Raw genomic sequence first — 18,535 nt, 5'->3', positions numbered from 1 at the left:
TACCCACATTTCGAGTAAAAATGACGGTTGACATTTTCGCTGCATATAATATAATTATTTCAAATTTGAACTATTCAAATATGAATGTTTAGAAAGGATGTGACACCTTGAAATCCAATACCAGCTTCATAAATATCGAATTTGCAAGAAAGCTCTCTCTTGCCTACAATGCCATGTGCAGACCACTTTGTCAGGAGCTTAATCTGCCGCAGACCGCATTTGACATACTTATGTTTCTTGCCAATAATCCGGCGTACCGTACTGCAAGCGACATAGTTGAGGTGCGTAAGCTTAAGGCTAATCTTGTGTCTGTGAATGTGGACAGGCTTGTCCGTGAAGGTTACCTGACACGGCAGACTGTTGACGGTGACCGCCGCAAGGTTGAGCTTATCTGCACAGACAGGGCATCCGATGTCATCAGCCGCGGGCAGCAGCTCCAGCGCAGCTTTATGGATCAGCTTCTTGCCGGAATGGATGCCAATACACGCAGTATTCTCAACAATGTTGTACATGTAATGGAAGATAACATTGACAATATTCTTAATTCTCAACATACAGGAGGTCAGCATGAGTAAATTTTTATTAACAGTTATAGTAACATTTTTTGCCGGTATGGGAGCCGGGCTTGGCACAGGCTTTGCCGGTATGAGTGCCGCAGCGGTCATCAGTCCTATTCTTATTACATTTCTTGGAATGGATCCGTATATCGCAGTCGGAATTGCACTGTCATCAGACGTGCTTGCCAGCGCCGTATCAGCGTACACCTATGGTAAGAACAAGAATCTTGATATCCGCAATGGACTTATCATGATGGTTACGGTACTTGCGTTTACTGTTGTCGGAAGCTATATATCAAGCCTTGTTCCTTCAGCAGCAATGGGTAATTTTTCTGTATTTATGACACTTCTTCTCGGTATTAAGTTCATTGTACGTCCTGTCATGACTACAAAGGAAGCAATGCAGGGCGTATCCGCAAAGAAGCGCGCAATACAGTCTGTTATATGCGGCATGATAATCGGCTTTATCTGCGGCTTTGTCGGTGCAGGCGGCGGCATGATGATGCTTCTTATCCTCACATCGGTTCTTGGCTATGAGCTGAAGACTGCCGTAGGCACAAGCGTATTTATCATGGCCTTCACGGCTTTCACCGGCGCTGTCTCACATTTTGCAATCGGCGGTATGCCTGACATTACGGTATGCCTGCTCTGCATAGTGTTTACACTTATATGGGCGCGTATTGCCGCCGTATTTGCCAACAAAGCAACGCCTGCAACACTCAACCGTGCAACCGGAATAATCCTTGTTATACTTGGTATTGTAGTGCTTTTATTTTAAATAAATGTTAAAATATATATACTAAAATGATACCAAGGGTCAAAAGGTGACAGCCATGACAAAATCATCCATTATTAATGACCTGAAATCCATGGGACTTACAGGTTCTGAGACAATTCTTATACATTCATCCATGAAAGCAGTCGGCAATGTTGAAGGCGGTGCCGACACCGTGCTTGACGCGCTCATGGAATTCTTTGCAGACGGTCTGCTGCTGCTTCCTACGCATACATGGAAGACTGTGAACGAATCCAATCCCGTATTTGATGTCAGCAACAGTGAGAGCTGTGTCGGCATTCTTACGGAGCTTTTCCGCAAGCGTCCGGGTGTAGTCCGTTCGCTGCATCCTACACACAGCATTGCTGCCTTTGGGCGCAATGCCGAAAGCTATATAGCGGGCGAACTCTCATGCAACACCCCATGCACTCCGGGCGGCTGCTATGACCGCCTTAAGGACGTTGACGGAAAGATTCTTCTGATAGGTGTCACACACGCCCGCAACACATATATACATAGTGTCGAGGAAGTTCTTAATGTTCCTAACCGCCTTTCAGACAAGCCTATGAAGCTGTCGGTTATCGACAATTCCGGCAACAGCCATACCGTCTATATGCGTAAGCATTATAATGCATCCCAGCCGCACATATCTGAGGATTTTGTAAAGCTTGCACAGGCATATATTGACTGCGGCGCTGCCCGCAATGTAATGTTTGGTGATGCACCATCGGTCCTTTGCAATGCCCGTGGCATATTCAATGTGACAAGGCATGTGCTTGCCCCTGCTCCGGAATGCTTCATCACGGAAGACGTTATCTCTTCTGAGCGGTGGGCTGATTTTCCTGGGAATGAGTTCTCCCAGGAATGAGTTCTCCGAAGAATACATTTTCTTTATTGTAAAAAGTTATAAAGAGTTATAAAAGGAGTACTCCCATGACCACTAATCTCACAATACGCAGAGCCACACCACAGGACACTCCCGTAATACACGGACTTATCCGCGGGCTGGCCGAATATGAGAAACGCCCACAGGATATGACGGCAACCGTTGAGCAGCTTCGTCACTGGCTTTTTGAGCGCATGGCAGCCGGGGTTCTGATTGCTGAGATAGACGGAAGCGCTGTCGGATACGCTCTTTATTACCCGATATTCGGGTCATTTGCAGCAGCAGGCAGAATCTATCTTGAAGACCTCTTTGTAAAGGATGAATACCGCGGGAACGGTTTTGGCAGAACGCTGTTCATGCAGGTTGCAGAGATTGCAGCAAAAGAGGGCTATTCCGGCATGGAGTGGAGCTGCCTTGACTGGAATAAACCCTCGATAGAATTCTATAATAAGCTTGGTGCCGCAACTGAAAGCGGACGTGTGCATTTTGATTTTGATAAAGCTGCCATGGATGCTGTCTGCAACGCATGCGGCACTGTGGGTAATACTACAGATTCTCCATCTTAATGCCCTGTGATGCATTTTCAACATCAGCCTTGAAACCAAGTGCTGATATTCTCTGGGCTCCGTTGCCCCACACTATCATCTGTTCAAGCGCATCGGACGTTGCCACTGTCACACGGTATCTTCCCTTGTTAGGCGGCGTCTGGTGCATGTCATGAACTGTCTTCTCGATATACTGGTCTGCCGTCTCCGCTTCCTTTGTATACACAACATAAATGTTATGATATTTTTCAACCGAACCCGGATTCCCCTTAACCTTATATGCATCAAATACAAGAATCAGATTACAGCCCTTATATCCCTGATAATTACAGAGTATGTCCATAAGCTTTCTTCTTGCGCTGTCCAGATTGTCCTTCGACAGCTCATTAAGTTCCGGCCATGCAAATATAATATTATATCCGTCAACGAGCAGATATTCATCAAGCGGCTCCTGCTTAGGTATATGGCGTTTTTCCGATACACTACCTGTCCGGTCCTGGCTTCCCGTATTGGAATATTTTCTTCCGTTATGTTTCTTGAAAAGGCTCAATTCCTCCGGCTTCTTGCGGTACGTCTGACGGAATATCTCTTCAATCTCCTCCTGTGTTATGTACTGCTCACTGCTTCTGTATGATGCGTTTTTGAGAGGAACTGCGATTCCGCCTATATCATTTTCATTATTCACAGCATTAGCTGTATATGTGCCGTTGCCGTCATCCGGCTTCCAGCCATCTTCAACATGTGCATAGTCCCTTACCTCATACCACGGCACAACAAAACCTGCACCATGCGCACAGAACACCGAACCTGTGGGATTGGCGGTATCTGCTTCCGGGTCATAACCGCATCCGGCAATTACTTCCTCAGCATTATGGCACGGCTCATATCCCTTAAGGGTACATGTAAGCCTGCCATGCCCCCTTGTGTATGCTGTTACTTCCCTGCTGTAATCACGCATAGCTGCCGCAGGGGCGCTTCCGGTGAGAATGCATTTATCTCCCTCAGTTACCGGCGGCTGGAATTCCCCATGCATCCTTGTCACGTCCGACATCGCTTTTCCTATGTTGTCAGCAGGGACCTCAAGCCTGAAATCAAACCACGGCTCAAGCAGGATATTACGCCCGCTTCTCAACCCCTGACGCACGGCGCGGTATGTTGCCTGACGGAAATCGCCGCCCTCGGTGTGCTTATCATGCGCCCTTCCCGCAATCAGAATGATTCTCACATCCGTAAGCTCTGAGCCGGTAAGCACGCCGGGATGTATTCTCTCCTCAAGATGTGTCAGAATAAGTCTCTGCCAGTTCTTATCAAGCTCATCCGAACTGCATAACGAAGCAATCTGTACGCCGCTTCCGCGCTCCCCTGGCTCCATCAGCAGATGTACCTCCGCATAATGTCTTAATGGCTCAAAATGTCCTATTCCCACAACAGGCTCTGCAAGTGTTTCCTTGTAGACAATGCTTCCCGCATCAAATTCAGCTTCGATGCCAAATCTTTCCGCAAGCGTGCTCTTAAGAATCTCCATCTGCACCTGCCCCATGACCTGAATATGAATCTCACGGCTCTCCTCCTGCCATGTGACATGAAGCTCCGGCTCTTCCTCCTCAAGCTGCCTCACCTTGCCAAGCGCAACAACCGGGTCAGTTTCATCATTAAGAATAAGGCGGTAGGTAATTACCGGTTCAAGCACCGGCGCCGAGTTCTCACTCTCAATTCCAAGTCCCTGTCCCGCAAATGTTTTCAGGAGTCCGGTTACCGCACATATATCGCCTGCCTCAACCTTTTCCGCCATCTGATAGCCCGCACCGTTATACAGACGAAGCTGGTCAGCCTTTTCCTCCCATACATTGTCTCCATCAGCACTGCAGCTGTTGCCAACCATCATCTTAACCCTGAGTGTACCGCCTGTAACCTTCATATACGTAAGTCTGACACCTGACGCATCGCGTCCTATCTTATATACCCTTGCGCCGAATTCCTCAGGATATTCCATGTTCTCAGTCATGGAATTAATTCCGTCAAGAAGTTCTGTAATTCCTTCCTCCTTAAGCGCCGAACCGAAGAAGCACGGAAAGAGCTTTCTTTCGCAGATTGCGTCATTAACAGAGTCAACCTCTATACTGCCATTCTCAAGATATTCCTCCATAAGCTGTTCGCTGCACATTGCAAGCTCTTCTGCTGCCTCAGGCTCAGATGCTATGTCTGACGGAATCTCCATGATATTATTATCAAGCTTATGCCTAAGCTCTGTCAGAACAGCTTCCCGGTCCGTTCCCGGCTGGTCCATCTTATTTACAAATATAAACACAGGCACGCGGTATCTGCCAAGGAGCTGCCATAAAGTATGGACATCCCCCTGCACACCGTCTTTGCCGTCTATCACAAGAAGCGCATAGTCAAGCACCTGCAGAGTTCTCTCCATCTCAGCCGAAAAATCAACATGTCCCGGCGTATCAAGGATTGTTATGTCACAGTCCTTCCACGTAACTCTCGCCTGCTTGGAAAAAATCGTAATTCCGCGCGCCCTCTCCATCTCTCCGTTATCAAGAAATGCGTCCTTATGGTCCACACGTCCTGCTTTTCTTATCGTCCCGCATGCATGCAGAATCCCTTCCGCAAGCGTTGTCTTACCGGCATCAACATGTGCCAGTATTCCAAGTACAATCTTCTTCATACAACTCCTTATTCCTGCTGTTCCTTACACACATCGACCCATGATACCGCACCGGCCGCATCCGAAAGCTCGTCAATCGTAAGCCGTACCGCACTGTGGTCATTGCCGGCCGCAGGATATACCGTATCAAATCTCTTAAGGCTCTCGTCAAGATAGACCTCAATCCCGTCATTGATTCCAAACGGACACACACCGCCCGGAGCATGTCCCACGATTCCTTCAACCTCATCAAATGGTATCATCTTCGCCTTAACATGAAATGTGTCCTTATATTTTCTGTTATCTATCTTAGCCGTTCCTTCCATAAGAATGAGCACCGGCTTGTCACCCTGCATGAATGACATCGTCTTTGCAATCATTCCCGGCTCAACGCCCAGTGCCTGTGCCGCAAGCTCAACCGTGGCACTTGAATCCTCCAGCTCTATAATATTGTCTCCAAATCCTTTATCCTTAAGATATTTCTTTGCTCTCTCTAATGACATAACAATCCTCCATTCCGCAGGCACAAATAGCTTATACATACTTATTTATTATATTTGCTTATTACGGTTCATGCAACCCTTGACATGACCCGGAATCTTTATGCGGCAATCCGGATATGTCAGTCCGTAACATTTTTACTGACATTTTAAAATATACTGATATACTTATCTTATAAATGCTGCATGCAGCCACAGCTTTTTGTGCCTGAGCAGACTTGAGATGTCCCGGAAACCGGGCAGGAATGGAGACCAGCTATGAGAATAGTTATTGCGATTGATTCATTTAAAGGAAGTCTTACATCATACGAAGCCGGCAACAGTATTGCTGACGGTATACGCAGTGCCATGCCTGATGCCAATATTACAATAAGACCGCTTGCTGATGGCGGCGAAGGCACAGTTGCCGCACTTACAGCCGGCAATAACGGCATCATTAAAAATATTACCGTAACCGGACCTGTCGGCAGGCCTGTAAAGAGCATGTACGGAATACTAAACAGCAACGGCTCTTCCACTGCCGTAATCGAGATGGCCAAGGCAGCCGGAATCACTCTGGTTCCCGCGGATTTTCCTGCTGATATGCGCAATCCGCTTTATACAACTACATATGGCGTGGGTGAGCTTATAAAGGATGCCATTAACGAGGGCTGCCGCGATTTTATAATCGGTATTGGCGGAAGCGCAACCAATGACGGCGGCATCGGTATGCTGCAGGCTCTTGGCTTCGGTATGCTTGACGATAATGGGCGTCAGGTTCCTTTTGGTGCCATAGGTCTTAAAAATCTTAAAAACATCACAACAGATAATGCACTGCCTGAGCTTTCGGAATGCACCTTCCGTATTGCCTGTGACGTAACCAACCCTCTCTGTGGTGCCAGTGGCTGCAGTGCTGTGTTCGGCCCGCAAAAAGGTGCAACTCCCCAAATGATTGCCGATATGGACACATGGCTGACACATTATGCGGATATCGCCGGAGACATTGCCGGAATGACATCCGGCAATGCTGATGCATGCTTCCCCGGTTCAGGTGCGGCAGGAGGACTGGGATTCGCATTTCATACATTTCTTAACGCATCACTTGAATCAGGCACACACATAATTCTTGAGGCAATCAATCTGCGCGAATATATCAGGACTGCCGATATCGTAGTAACAGGAGAAGGCCGTCTTGACAGCCAGACCGTTATGGGTAAGGCACCTGCCGGCGTTGCCGCAATTGCAAAGGAATACGGAATACCTGTTATTGCATTCTGCGGATGCGCCTCAGATGATGCCGGTGTATGCAACGATAACGGAATCGACGCATTTTTCCCAATACTTACCGGCATAACTACACTTGAGGAAGCAATGTCACCTGACACCGCACGCCTTAACGCTTCTGTCACCGCGAAGCAGGTCTTCAGGCTGATAAAGGCGTTAAGCTAATTAATTACCAGACAACCTCAATTTTGAAAGGCTTACTATGATTCGTGAATTTAATGAAAATGATTTATTACCAATTATGCAGATATGGCTGGATTCAAATATAGATGCACATAGCTTTATTCCTGCACAATACTGGCTGGATAATGCCGATATGGTTAAGGACGTGCTGCCACAGGCTGAAATATATGTATATGAAGATAACGCTTCAAAACATATAAGCGGTTTTATAGGATTAAACGAAGATTACATAGAAGGAATTTTCGTGGAAAGATCTATGCGCTCAAAGGGTATCGGCAGGCAGCTTCTGGATTATGTAAAGGCAATAAAGCCTGCTATGAGTTTAAATGTATACCAAAAAAACAGCAGGGCAGTTGCTTTTTACCAAAGGGAACATTTTGTAATCCGGTCAGAAAGTCTTGACAGCGCTACAAATGAAAAAGATTTTCTTATGGTCTGGAGTAAACTAAGGTGATGCAAGAAAGTCATGACCAAAGAGTGATGATCAAATCATATAGACATGGTATGGCAACAGCAGGTTGCTTTTCATAACATGGATTTGTCTGTATGATATGTTTATGGAGGTGACAGCTATGGAAACAAAAAATATCATTTTACAGCTTCGTACCGAAAGAGGAATGTCACAGGATGAACTTGCAGAGAAAATCATGGTGACACGGCAGGCAGTATCACGCTGGGAGAACGGAGAGACAATTCCGAATACAGAGACCCTAAAGCTTTTATCCAAAGAGTTCAATGTTTCAATCAATACACTTCTGGGCGCACCCCGCAGGCTCATCTGCCAGTGCTGCGGAATGCCTCTTGAAGACGATTCCATTATAGGCCGCGACCGCGACGGCTCATTGAATGAGGACTATTGCAAATGGTGTTATGCCGACGGAACTTACACATACAGCAATATGGACGAATTGATTGATGTCTGTGTAAAAAATATGGTAAATGAAAATATTTCAGAGGAGCAGGCACGCTCTTACCTGAAAAATCTGCTTCCACAACTGGATTATTGGAAAAGATATGAAGAACTCAGTGACAATGGACAGTTTGATGAATTCAAGCATCAGTTGGTTAACGAAATCAATGAGCTTCATATAGAAGGAATGCCTAAGCTTGATAAGCTGAATGCTCTCATCGGAAAATACGTCAATCCCGAATACACACTTCCGAATAATTCAAAAGTAAAATTTCTCAATGACCAGAAGACTTATCTTGGTAATCAGCTTGAATGTGAATTCGGTGGTGAAAGGTACTTCGGCATTGTCGCGGATATGGACTTTATTCTGGTCTGCACATATGATAAAAATAACGTCAATGGAACCAACGTGACGAATCCCGAACTGATTCTTTATAAGAAGAGGTAATTCACTTTAATTGATTGGTATTTGCTTATCTATATCACAATATCACACTGCGGGACCTGGGCGACAGCGAAGCGCATCGCCGGGGCATGGGGCGACAGCGAAGCGCATCGCCGAGGCTGGGGCGACAGCGAAGCGCATCGCCCCCCTATCCACAGGGATTCCCATGTGCTGATTAAGACTGTATGAAAGCGCCGGCACTTAGCGAGCCGCCGCAATAGCGGCAGGCGAGCTTAGTACCGCTGCGCCTTTCATCCAAGCGAGAGCGTGTCTTAATCAGCACTTGGGAATCCCCTCCAAAAGAGTCTCCAACGCCGCCAGAAATGCCGAATCTGTCGGGAAGTCCTTATGTCTTGCTTCATACACAAAATACGGATCATTGCCCGGTCTGAATGTAAGGAACGGCTCATGTCTTTCAAGAAAATCCGGTATTTGTGCCACATCTATCGCCGCATCCTGTTTGAAGAAAATCTCCACACGCCAGTCTTCCTTATTAACCACGCCACCCTTTATCTTACGAACATCTGCCTTGTGCGCCACTGATTTTATAAGGGCAATCGTCAGAAGATTGTTCGCCGAATGCGGAAGGTCACCGAATCGGTCAGTAAGTTCATCCTGCATATCCATCTGCTCATCACTTGTCTCAATAGCCGCAATACGCTTATATATCTCAAGTTTCTGAGCTTCTGAGCGGATATAAGTGGAAGGTATAAATGCATCCACATTAAGGTCTACAACCGTCTCAAAATCCGCACCATTAGAGATTCCCTTAAGTTCATTGACAGCCTCGTTAAGCATTTTGCAGTACAGGTCATATCCTACCGCTGCCATGTGGCCGTGCTGCGCTTCTCCAAGTACATTACCGGCACCACGTATCTCAAGATCCTTCATTGCAATCTTAAAGCCTGAACCAAGCTCAGTGAATTCCCTGATTGCATGAAGCCTCTTCTCCGCAACCTCCTTCAGCATCTTCCCCCTGCGGTACAGAAGGAATGCATAAGCAGTCCTGTTAGAACGTCCCACACGCCCGCGGAGCTGATATAGCTGCGACAGTCCGAGATTTTCTGCATCCTCGATAATCATTGTATTAACATTGGAAATGTCCAGACCCGTCTCAATGATTGTCGTTGATACAAGAACGTCTATGTCACCATTTATAAAATCATACATAATAGCTTCCAGCGTCTTCTCGTCCATCTGTCCGTGCGCATACGCGACATTGGCATCCGGAACAAGCTGCTGTATACGGCTTGCAGCCTCATCAATATTACGCACCCTGTTATACACATAATATACCTGTCCGCCTCTTGCCAGCTCTCTGTTGATTGCTTCACGCACCATCTCATCATTCTGCTCAGTTACAAATGTCTGTATAGGCATTCTGTCAACCGGAGGCTCCTCAAGCACACTCATATCCCTTATTCCGACAAGGCTCATGTGAAGCGTACGCGGAATAGGTGTTGCACTGAGCGTAAGGACATCAACATTTTCCTTAAGCTTCTTAATCTTCTCCTTGTGTGACACGCCAAATCTCTGTTCCTCGTCAATAATAAGCAGCCCCAGATCCTTATACTCAACATCCTTAGATAACAGCCTGTGAGTTCCGATTACAATATCAACCATACCCTTCCTGAGATCAGCTATCGTCTGCTTAATCTCCTTCGGTGTCCTGAATCTTGACAGCATCGCCACCTTAACAGGGAAGTCCTTCATTCTCTGTTCAAATGTGTTAAAATGCTGCTGCGCAAGTATCGTTGTCGGTACAAGGTACGCAACCTGCTTACCGTCCTGGACAGCTTTGAATGCCGCTCTTATGGCGACCTCCGTCTTACCGTAGCCGACATCACCACATATAAGTCTGTCCATAATTTTTGTACTCTGCATATCATGCTTTGTATCTTCAATTGCCGCAAGCTGGTCAGAGGTCTCCTCGTAAGGGAACATCTCCTCAAACTCACGCTGCCACACCGTATCCTCGCCAAACTGGAAGCCCTGCTCATTCTGGCGTTTTGCATACAGCTCCACAAGATCCTTTGCGACCTGCTCAACAGCAGTCTTAACCTTGGATTTTGTCTTGCCCCATTCCTGACTGTTAAGCTTGTTAAGCTTTGGCTTTCTCGCATCAGCCCCTGCGTACTTCTGCAATACATCAAGCTGTGTTGCAAGAATGTAAAGCGTATCCGTTCCGCTGTATTCAATCTTTATATAATCTCTCTCTATTCCCTCTACTTCAATCTTCTCGATACCGCGGTATATTCCAAGACCGTAATTTTCATGTACAACATAGTCACCTATGGCAAGCTCGTTAAAGTCAGCAATCGCCTTACCGTTGTACTGCTTCTTTCTGCGCTTCTTATCTTTCTTTTCCTGTCCGAATATATCACTTTCGGCAATGACAACAAACTTAACTATCGGATATTCAAAACCTTTGTGTATGTTGCCGTAAGTTACCATAATCTCGCCTTCAACAAGAGCTTTGTCATAATCCTCGCTGAAATATGAATCTATCCCGTTATCACGCAGATCATCAACCATGCGCATCGCACGTGTTCTTGAGTTCGATATGAGCACAATCCTGTAGCCGGATTTTTTATATTTTTTGAGGTCTGCAACAAGATACTCAAAACGGTTATTGTATGAACTTATACTCTTTGAATCCACCTTAAAATGTTCGGCAATATCAAGCCCATTCGGTTTATATTCAAGAGTTGACACCACAAGCAGCCTGCGGCAGTTCACCTTCGCATATATCTCGCGGCATGTAAATATCATATCTGCCTGACTTGGAATTATATAGCCCTTCTCAAGCCTGTTCTTCGTGCTGTCGGTGAATTCAAACTCGACAAGCTCCATGCGCTCCGCAATTCTGTTAGGCTCATCAAGCACAAACAGCGTTGTCTCCCTGTCAAAATACTCAATAAGCGACACTGTATCCTTTACAAATGAATGCACAAATTTGTCTATATCAGTTGTCTCATTGAAATTATCGGGAATTGCCTTAAGCCTCGACAATTCCTCATATTTGTCAGCTTTTTTGAAAATGTCCGCCTGCTTTGCGACTTCATCATTAATGGCAGCAACACCGTCATCTATCTCCACCTGTGTAAGGACATACTCCGTTGCCGGATATATTGTCACCTTCTGAAGCCTCTCGATTGAACGCTGGCTCTCCACATCAAATGAACGAATTGAATCTATCTCATCATCCCACAATTCAATTCTTACCGGTGTCTCGTCGGTAAGCGGGAAGATGTCAATGATTCCGCCACGTACTCCGAACTCTCCCGGTGCCTGCACCTGTCCCATATTCTCATATCCGAGCAGCACAAGCTGCTTCTTAAGCTGTGCGAGGTCAACAATTCCTCCCTCTTCAAATGTCAGAATTCCCGACTCAAGCTTTTCCCTTGTCATGAGCATATCGGCACAGCCGTCTATCGTTGTGACAACCGTGAGGTCGCCTTCATTTTCAATGATTGCCCTTATGGCCTTCATTCTCTGTGATGTAAGCTCGTTGCTTCTGATATCGGCACTGTAGAATATAAGATCCTTTGCCGGATAGAACACCGTATTTCTGTTGAAGAAGCGGCTGTCATCCACAATCTCCCTTGCCTTTGCCTCATCATACGTTATAATTACACGACAAAAAGCATCGGCTCCGAGCGCCTGTATCATATGCGCTTTACCGGAGTCAATGCACCCGCTGAGCATCATGGCGCTGCCCTGTACCGACAGCCCCTTTGTTATGCTCTCATATCCCGCCAGTTCATGTATCGGCTCATTAAATACTTTACTTTTATTCTTACTTTGCATTGAACTCATTCATGCCTTCCTCAATACCACGGTCAAGTACTACCGGCACAGCCTTAACTGCTTTGTCGATTCCTGCCCTGACATCATCGAGCTGCTCCTTCGGAAAATGACCAAGCACCCAGTCAGCAAGATCATAATTCTTAGGCTTGTCACCCACGCCCACTCTTATTCTTGAGAACTCCTCTGTACCAAGATGTGCTATTATACTCTTGATTCCGTTATGTCCGCCGGCACTTCCCTTCGGTCTCAGGCGCAGCCTGCCGACATCCAGGCATATATCATCATATATCACCAGAACATTATCAACATCTTCCTTATAATAATCGAGCACCTCTCTTAAGCACTCTCCGCTGTTATTCATAAATGTCTGTGGCTTCACCAGAAGAACTTTATTGCTTCCGATCATTCCTTTACCGCATATTCCCTTGTGCTTTGCCATATCCATATTAATGTTATATGCGTCCGCAAGCTCGTCTATTACTGCAAATCCAATATTATGCCTTGTTCCCTCATACTGTTTTCCGGGATTACCAAGTCCTGCTATTATATACATATCTGCTCCTATCTGCGCTTCTTTGTCCCACGCTTCTGTCTGCGTGACTTTTTCATGTTCTTCTGCCTATATACCATTGAGCTTACAAATGCTGCAGCCAGTGCTATCACAAGCATTACCGCTATCATTAAAATAATTGTTATTCCGACTTTTTCAAGGAACTGCGGAACCTTGTCAGGTGATGATTCTCCAACAGGTACTCCGTACTGCAATTCATATTCAGCCTTTGCCTTTGACTCCTCTTCAGCCTGCTTCTTTGCCCTGCGCTCCTCCGCCTGCTGCCTTGCCTGCTTTTCCTGCTCCTCATATGATGTAATATGCTCCATCATATCATTGCCGGTATCTTCTCCCACAGTAGTCCTGTAAAGTCCAAAATCCGAAATACTGTACTCATAGGTATCAGATACATAGAACCAGCACCACTGCTGTGACACATGCTTTTTATATGCCGCCGTTGCAGCCTCAAGCGCCGTCCTTCCTCCAAGGTTGTCAAGCGGCTGTCTGCAGTCAAGCTTAATCTTATTCTCTCCATACAGATGTATATATGTCTTGGCAACATTCCACACTCCGTATTCTGCCGCAGATTCAGGATATTTATCCGAATCCATGCTGACAGTAACCGCCTCCTGCATCGCAGCAGAGGTAAGCTTATGTGTGCCGTGTCCGTACTCACCATCCGTATCCTGTGCCACACAGACCTGCGGCTTGAATCTTCTTATCTGCTCCACAACAAATGCTGCTGCTTCATCATGTCCATACAGCTTTTCTGCCGCCGCAAGGTCATCCGCATATTGGTCGGGGAAATCACCGTTAACCGGATAATGCCTTACTCCAAGTTCCCACAGTCCGTCAAGCTTCTCATGCTCACGAATTACCGTCCCGCCAAAATAATTAGAGAAATATACAACCTGTACATCAAGCTTATCCTCACCCGCATACTGTGCAAGAACTCCTCCAAGAAAAAGTATCTCATCATCCGCATGTGTTGAGAGCACAAGCATATCCGCCCTTGCACACTCAGGCTCCCACACCTGTACGTCATCAGGCAGTGTTCCCGCTGAATATGCATCAATATTACATATCTTTTCCTTCTGTGATAATTCTATAACCGCTGATGTAGTTCCCTCAGGTATCTCCACATATTCATGCAGAAATGCATTCCGGCCGCATTTCTTAGTACCGCCGTCATATGTAAGTGTCCATTCTCCCGGTCTTGCCGCCCATGTTATGTACAGTCCGTATATTCTGTCATTTGCATCGGCCGGCGTAATCGTCAATGTATTATCTGCCGTAAATGTTATCGACGTTGAATATGAACCATCCTTTATCTTTGCCGTTGACTCCTTATTGGCAGGTACTATATTTATATTGACCTTTGACGCCTGAACCGAAGAGTCCGCTCCGGTCTTCTGCTCTGCCGTCTGTGCTGTCTGCTCTGCTGCCTGTGCTGTCACAGCTCCGGTCATACATATGCCGGCCGTCACTGCTGCTGTCATCGCTGCCGCTGTCACTGCCTGCATTATTTTTCTTTTGATATTACGAATATCCATCATTATATATATCCTTCCAATCTTCTGATTATATTCTGTCTATTACCTCTATAAGCTCTCTCATGCTGTCAATTATATACCCGGCCCCGGCATCCTCCAGCTGCTGCCTTGAAGCATTGCCGTATGTAACGCCGCATGTGTGCGTTCCCGCATTCTTTCCCATTGCAACATCCATCGGCATGTCTCCGATAACCAATGCCTCACATGCATTGTATCCAAGCTCTTCCAGTGTCTTTAGAACCGGCTCAGGGTCAGGCTTAAGTTTCCCGGTATCATTGCCGCCAAGAATATATGGAAAATATTCCGCAATTCCCATGTCATCAAGGAATCCCTTCAGCGACGGCGTATTCCTTGATGATGCAATCGTGGTCACGACCTGTGTTTGATTCAGTCTCTCTAACACGTCCTTCACATCAGGAAATATCTCCGGCGGCATAAGCTTTCTTATCTGCTCGAATTCCTGCCTGTATATAGTAACACATTTATCAATCTTTTGCTCTTCCAATTGCGGATATATCATCTCAAATCCTGTCTTTGCAGAGAAGCCTATCGTAGATGCACACGTTCTTTCATCCGCTACCTCAAGTCCCATCTGACGCATCGTCTTCTGCTTTGCCGCAACAATGGCTTTTCTCGTATCCGCAATCGTACCGTCAAAATCAAATATTGCTAATTTTATGCTCACAAGACACTCCTTTTTCAACATTCAATCCCATTTTAATGCCATTATCCAATACGATAAATTTTAGCAAACGCAGTATAAAAACTCAAGCCATTTACATGATAAATATGCACTCTTATAAGTTACATGGGATGATCCCGTTCCTGACCGCGGATATGGTGTCGTATCCCGTTACACATATTTCCTCATATCTCCGCAACAGATGAGCCGTAATCATACATATGATCATCCAGAACGAATCCACTACTGGATTAATTAATATAGGGCTGCTCAGCTATAAGACTCCCGGACGATAAATTTCAAAATCAGAGACAACAAACAGAAAGCAGCACCGGCGATTAATCAGCCGGTGCTGCTTTCTGTTAGCATATTTAGGAGGTTATGCTCGTGATAATTCTTCATCAGGAGTGCTATTATAAGCCTCTATAATAGCATTCTGGAGTAACTGTCTTGTTGCTGAAGTAATAGGATGCGCAATATCCTTATACTCGCCATCTGATGCCTTACGGCTTGGCATAGCTACAAATAACCCCTTGTCACCATCAATAACCTTGATGTCATGTACCACAAATTCTCCATCAATTGTTACCGATACAACTGCCTTCATCTTGCCCTCGTTGGCAATCCTGCGTACTCTTATGTCTGTGATATTCATTGTATCCCCCTTTATTATTGATTAAGAAAAGTATGAAATACCATTCTCAATAACTATCTTTGGTTCACTCTCTTCCCCTACATGCCTTGTGTTGGCCTTTATCGTGCCGTTACTCTCAACGATACAGTTCTCAATGTATGCATTGTCGCCGATATATGTATTATTAAGTATAATCGAATTCTTAATTACACTGTTATTGCCAATATAGACTTTCTTAAACAGTACTGAATTCTCGACCATACCGTTTATTATACAGCCGCTTGCTACCAGACTGTTCTTGACATTAGCACCATAATTATACTTAGCCGGAGGCAGGTCATCTACCTTGGAATATATATCCGGATATTCCTTAAAGAAATAATTGCGGATATCCTTATCAAGGAAATCCATATTCGTCTTATAATACGAATTAACCGTTGATATATTGCTCCAGTATGTATCAAGCTTATATCCGTATATTCTCTTCAGATTCTTATATCTGATAAGAATATCTTTTACAAAGTCATGTCTGTCTTCCTCAGCTGCTTTCTCAATCAGTTCAATAAGAAGACGTCTTCTTATTACATATACTCCGATAGATGCAGTTGTAAGATTAGTCTCTATAGGCTTCTCATCTATCTCTGTGATTCTGCCTTCCGGAGACATGCTTACAAGTCCGAATCTCTTAAGGTCCTCCTTATCATCGAGCTTCTTGACAACCATAGTAATGTCTGCTTTCTTCTCGATATGATATTCAAGTACCTTACCATAATCCAGCTTATAGACACCATCGCCTGATGCTATAACTACATATGGTTCATGACTTGTCTTAAGAAAATGCAGATTCTGATACAGTGAATCTGCCGTTCCTCTGTACCAGTAGCTGCTGTCTGCCGTTATTGTCGGAGTAAATACAAACAATCCGCCCTGCTTACGTCCAAAATCCCACCACTTTGATGAACTCAGATGCTCATTCAGTGAACGTGCATTGTACTGTGTTATTACAGCAACTTTGCTTATGTGTGAATTAGACATATTACTTAATGCAAAATCAATGCTGCGGTAGCTGCCTGCAATGGGCATTGCCGCTATAGCTCTCTTATTAGAAAGCTCTTTCATCATCTTATTATTGCCGCCTGCCAAAATAATTCCTATAGCTCTCATTCATCCTCACCTGCCTTAATAATTATTCCGCCTCCCGGAAGCATTCCATCCGTATAATCCTCAGGCACCGTAACACCTGATATCGCGGTATTCTTACCAATCTTAATTCCGTCAGGTATGACTGAATTCTCACCTATAGTAACAAGCCCTGAATTGTAAATCTTCGGTTTCTCCACATTCGGCACTTCTTCTCCGACACCGAGCTGGGTATTCTCGCCAATATCTACATTCTCAGCAATAATTGCCTTATTGATTACGCTGCCTTTCTTAACAACAGATCCCTGCATAATAATGGAATCACGCACAACAGCCCCCTCTTCAATCGTTACGCTCGTACCGATTACACTGTTATACACCTGTCCGTATATCTCTGAGCCTTCTCCGATTATACTCTTCTCAATATATGCATCCTTAGATACATACTGTGGAGGAAGTGCATCCGTCTTAGTATATATCTTCCAGAATTCCTCATACAGATTAAATACGGGAATTATGTCAATAAGCTCCATGTTAGCCTCCCAGTAAGAACTGAGTGTACCGACATCCTTCCAATATCCGTTATATTCAAATGCAAATATTCTCTTATTATTCTCAAAGCAGTATGGAATTACATGCTTGCCAAAATCACATCCCTGCTGGTTCTTAAGCTTAATAAGCGCTTCCTTAAGGACCTTCCAGCTGAATATGTAGATGCCCATTGAAGCAAGATTGCTCTTTGGATGTTCCGGCTTCTCTTCAAATTCTGTGATTCTGCTGTCCTTATCGGTAACAACCACACCGAACCTGCTTGCTTCTTCCATAGGAACAGGCATTGCCGCTATCGTAATGTCTGCATTGTTAGCTTTATGGTAATCAAGCATTATCTTGTAATCCATCTTGTAAATGTGATCACCTGACAGGATCAGCACATAATCCGGATTATATGTCTCCATATACTCAAGATTCTGATAAATGGCATTAGCCGTTCCTGTATACCACTCACTATTAGTACTTCTCTCATATGGTGGAAGTACTGACACACCTCCGACGTTCCTGTCGAGATCCCAAGGGATACCGATTCCGATGTGCGTGTTGAGGCGGAGCGGCTGATACTGTGTAAGAACACCTACTGTATCTATCCCTGAATTAATACAGTTGCTTAATGGAAAATCAATAATCCTGTACTTTCCCCCAAAAGTAACCGCAGGCTTTGCAACCTTGGCTGTAAGCACTCCAAGTCTGCTGCCTTGTCCACCTGCCAAAAGCATGGCAATCATTTCTTTCTTAATCATGCCGCATAACCTCCCAACTTTTATGCCGCCCAAAACTTATATTTGCACCGCACTTTTAATATGTGTTAATTATATCACATACTACATTTTAAGTAAAAAGAAATTTTGTAATTTTTCCAAAATTTTTAATAATTTTTATCAACATTTTGCGCTA

Annotated in this window: 16 protein-coding genes; 7 read left to right on the top strand and 9 right to left on the bottom strand. The window is 45.1% G+C overall.

The annotated features are described in order from the left end of the window. Positions 1–173: 173 nt before the first annotated feature. The 4 genes from NQ488_00950 (at position 174) to NQ488_00935 (ending at position 2,784) form a co-directional block, all read left to right on the top strand. Positions 174–575 (top strand): MarR family transcriptional regulator, encoded by a 402-nt coding sequence (locus tag NQ488_00950; GenBank protein UWN97073.1) that lies wholly within the window; start codon positions 174–176, stop codon positions 573–575. Further along, positions 568–1,335: a sulfite exporter TauE/SafE family protein gene (locus tag NQ488_00945; protein ID UWN95910.1), complete on the top strand. Its 768-nt coding sequence runs from the start codon at positions 568–570 to the stop codon at positions 1,333–1,335. The genes NQ488_00950 and NQ488_00945 overlap by 8 nt, the downstream gene beginning before the upstream one ends. 55 nt (positions 1,336–1,390) lie before the next feature. Next, positions 1,391–2,200 carry an AAC(3) family N-acetyltransferase gene (locus NQ488_00940; protein ID UWN95909.1) on the top strand — a complete coding sequence of 270 codons (810 nt, stop codon included), beginning with the start codon at positions 1,391–1,393 and terminating at the stop codon, positions 2,198–2,200. A 65-nt stretch (positions 2,201–2,265) separates the two neighbouring features. After that, a complete protein-coding gene (locus tag NQ488_00935) occupies positions 2,266–2,784 on the top strand; it encodes a GNAT family N-acetyltransferase (protein ID UWN95908.1) in 519 nt (172 codons plus the stop codon). Here the strand turns inward: NQ488_00935 and NQ488_00930 are convergent. Beyond that, the gene (locus NQ488_00930; GenBank protein ID UWN95907.1) at positions 2,765–5,437 is read right to left on the bottom strand and encodes a TetM/TetW/TetO/TetS family tetracycline resistance ribosomal protection protein; all 2,673 of its coding nucleotides are present in this window, start codon (positions 5,435–5,437) and stop codon (positions 2,765–2,767) included. The genes NQ488_00935 and NQ488_00930 overlap by 20 nt on opposite strands. Before the next feature lie 8 nt (positions 5,438–5,445). Next, the gene (locus NQ488_00925) at positions 5,446–5,919 is read right to left on the bottom strand and encodes a YbaK/EbsC family protein (protein UWN95906.1); all 474 of its coding nucleotides are present in this window, start codon (positions 5,917–5,919) and stop codon (positions 5,446–5,448) included. 255 nt (positions 5,920–6,174) lie between these two features. Here NQ488_00925 and NQ488_00920 point away from each other — a divergent pair, with 255 nt between their 5' ends. The 3 genes from NQ488_00920 (at position 6,175) to NQ488_00910 (ending at position 8,720) form a co-directional block, all read left to right on the top strand. Further along, the gene (locus NQ488_00920) at positions 6,175–7,344 is read left to right on the top strand and encodes a glycerate kinase (protein ID UWN95905.1); all 1,170 of its coding nucleotides are present in this window, start codon (positions 6,175–6,177) and stop codon (positions 7,342–7,344) included. Positions 7,345–7,381: 37 nt separating this feature from the next. Continuing rightward, complete coding sequence (locus NQ488_00915; GenBank protein ID UWN95904.1) at positions 7,382–7,816, top strand: N-acetyltransferase; 435 nt, start codon at positions 7,382–7,384, stop codon at positions 7,814–7,816. 118 nt (positions 7,817–7,934) lie between these two features. Then, a complete protein-coding gene (locus NQ488_00910) occupies positions 7,935–8,720 on the top strand; it encodes a zinc ribbon domain-containing protein (GenBank protein UWN95903.1) in 786 nt (261 codons plus the stop codon). 273 nt (positions 8,721–8,993) lie between these two features. Here the strand turns inward: NQ488_00910 and mfd are convergent, their stop codons facing one another. From mfd to NQ488_00875, 7 genes are all read right to left on the bottom strand, one after another. Next, a complete protein-coding gene (mfd, locus tag NQ488_00905) occupies positions 8,994–12,536 on the bottom strand; it encodes a transcription-repair coupling factor (protein ID UWN95902.1) in 3,543 nt (1,180 codons plus the stop codon). Then, on the bottom strand, positions 12,517–13,080 hold the full coding sequence (gene pth / locus NQ488_00900; protein UWN95901.1) for an aminoacyl-tRNA hydrolase: 564 nt from the start codon (positions 13,078–13,080) through the stop codon (positions 12,517–12,519). The genes mfd and pth overlap by 20 nt, the downstream gene beginning before the upstream one ends. Positions 13,081–13,088: 8 nt before the next feature. Continuing rightward, positions 13,089–14,633, bottom strand: a complete 1,545-nt coding sequence (locus NQ488_00895; protein ID UWN95900.1) for a PIG-L family deacetylase — start codon at positions 14,631–14,633, stop codon at positions 13,089–13,091. A 25-nt stretch (positions 14,634–14,658) separates the two neighbouring features. Beyond that, positions 14,659–15,315, bottom strand: a complete 657-nt coding sequence (locus tag NQ488_00890; protein UWN95899.1) for an HAD family hydrolase — start codon at positions 15,313–15,315, stop codon at positions 14,659–14,661. A 376-nt stretch (positions 15,316–15,691) separates the two neighbouring features. Then, positions 15,692–15,967 (bottom strand): septation regulator SpoVG, encoded by a 276-nt coding sequence (spoVG, locus tag NQ488_00885; protein ID UWN95898.1) that lies wholly within the window; start codon positions 15,965–15,967, stop codon positions 15,692–15,694. A 21-nt stretch (positions 15,968–15,988) separates the two neighbouring features. Beyond that, positions 15,989–17,110 carry a glucose-1-phosphate adenylyltransferase subunit GlgD gene (gene glgD / locus NQ488_00880; GenBank protein UWN95897.1) on the bottom strand — a complete coding sequence of 374 codons (1,122 nt, stop codon included), beginning with the start codon at positions 17,108–17,110 and terminating at the stop codon, positions 15,989–15,991. Next, positions 17,107–18,381 carry a glucose-1-phosphate adenylyltransferase gene (locus NQ488_00875; GenBank protein UWN95896.1) on the bottom strand — a complete coding sequence of 425 codons (1,275 nt, stop codon included), beginning with the start codon at positions 18,379–18,381 and terminating at the stop codon, positions 17,107–17,109. Before NQ488_00875 ends, glgD begins: the two co-directional genes overlap by 4 nt. Positions 18,382–18,535: the final 154 nt, after the last annotated feature.

The organism is [Bacteroides] pectinophilus (assembly GCA_025146925.1).
Lineage (GTDB): Bacteria > Bacillota > Clostridia > Lachnospirales > Lachnospiraceae > Bacteroides_F > Bacteroides_F pectinophilus.
Note: the sequence above shows the minus strand (reverse complement) of the source record. Positions and strands in the feature narration are given on the sequence as shown.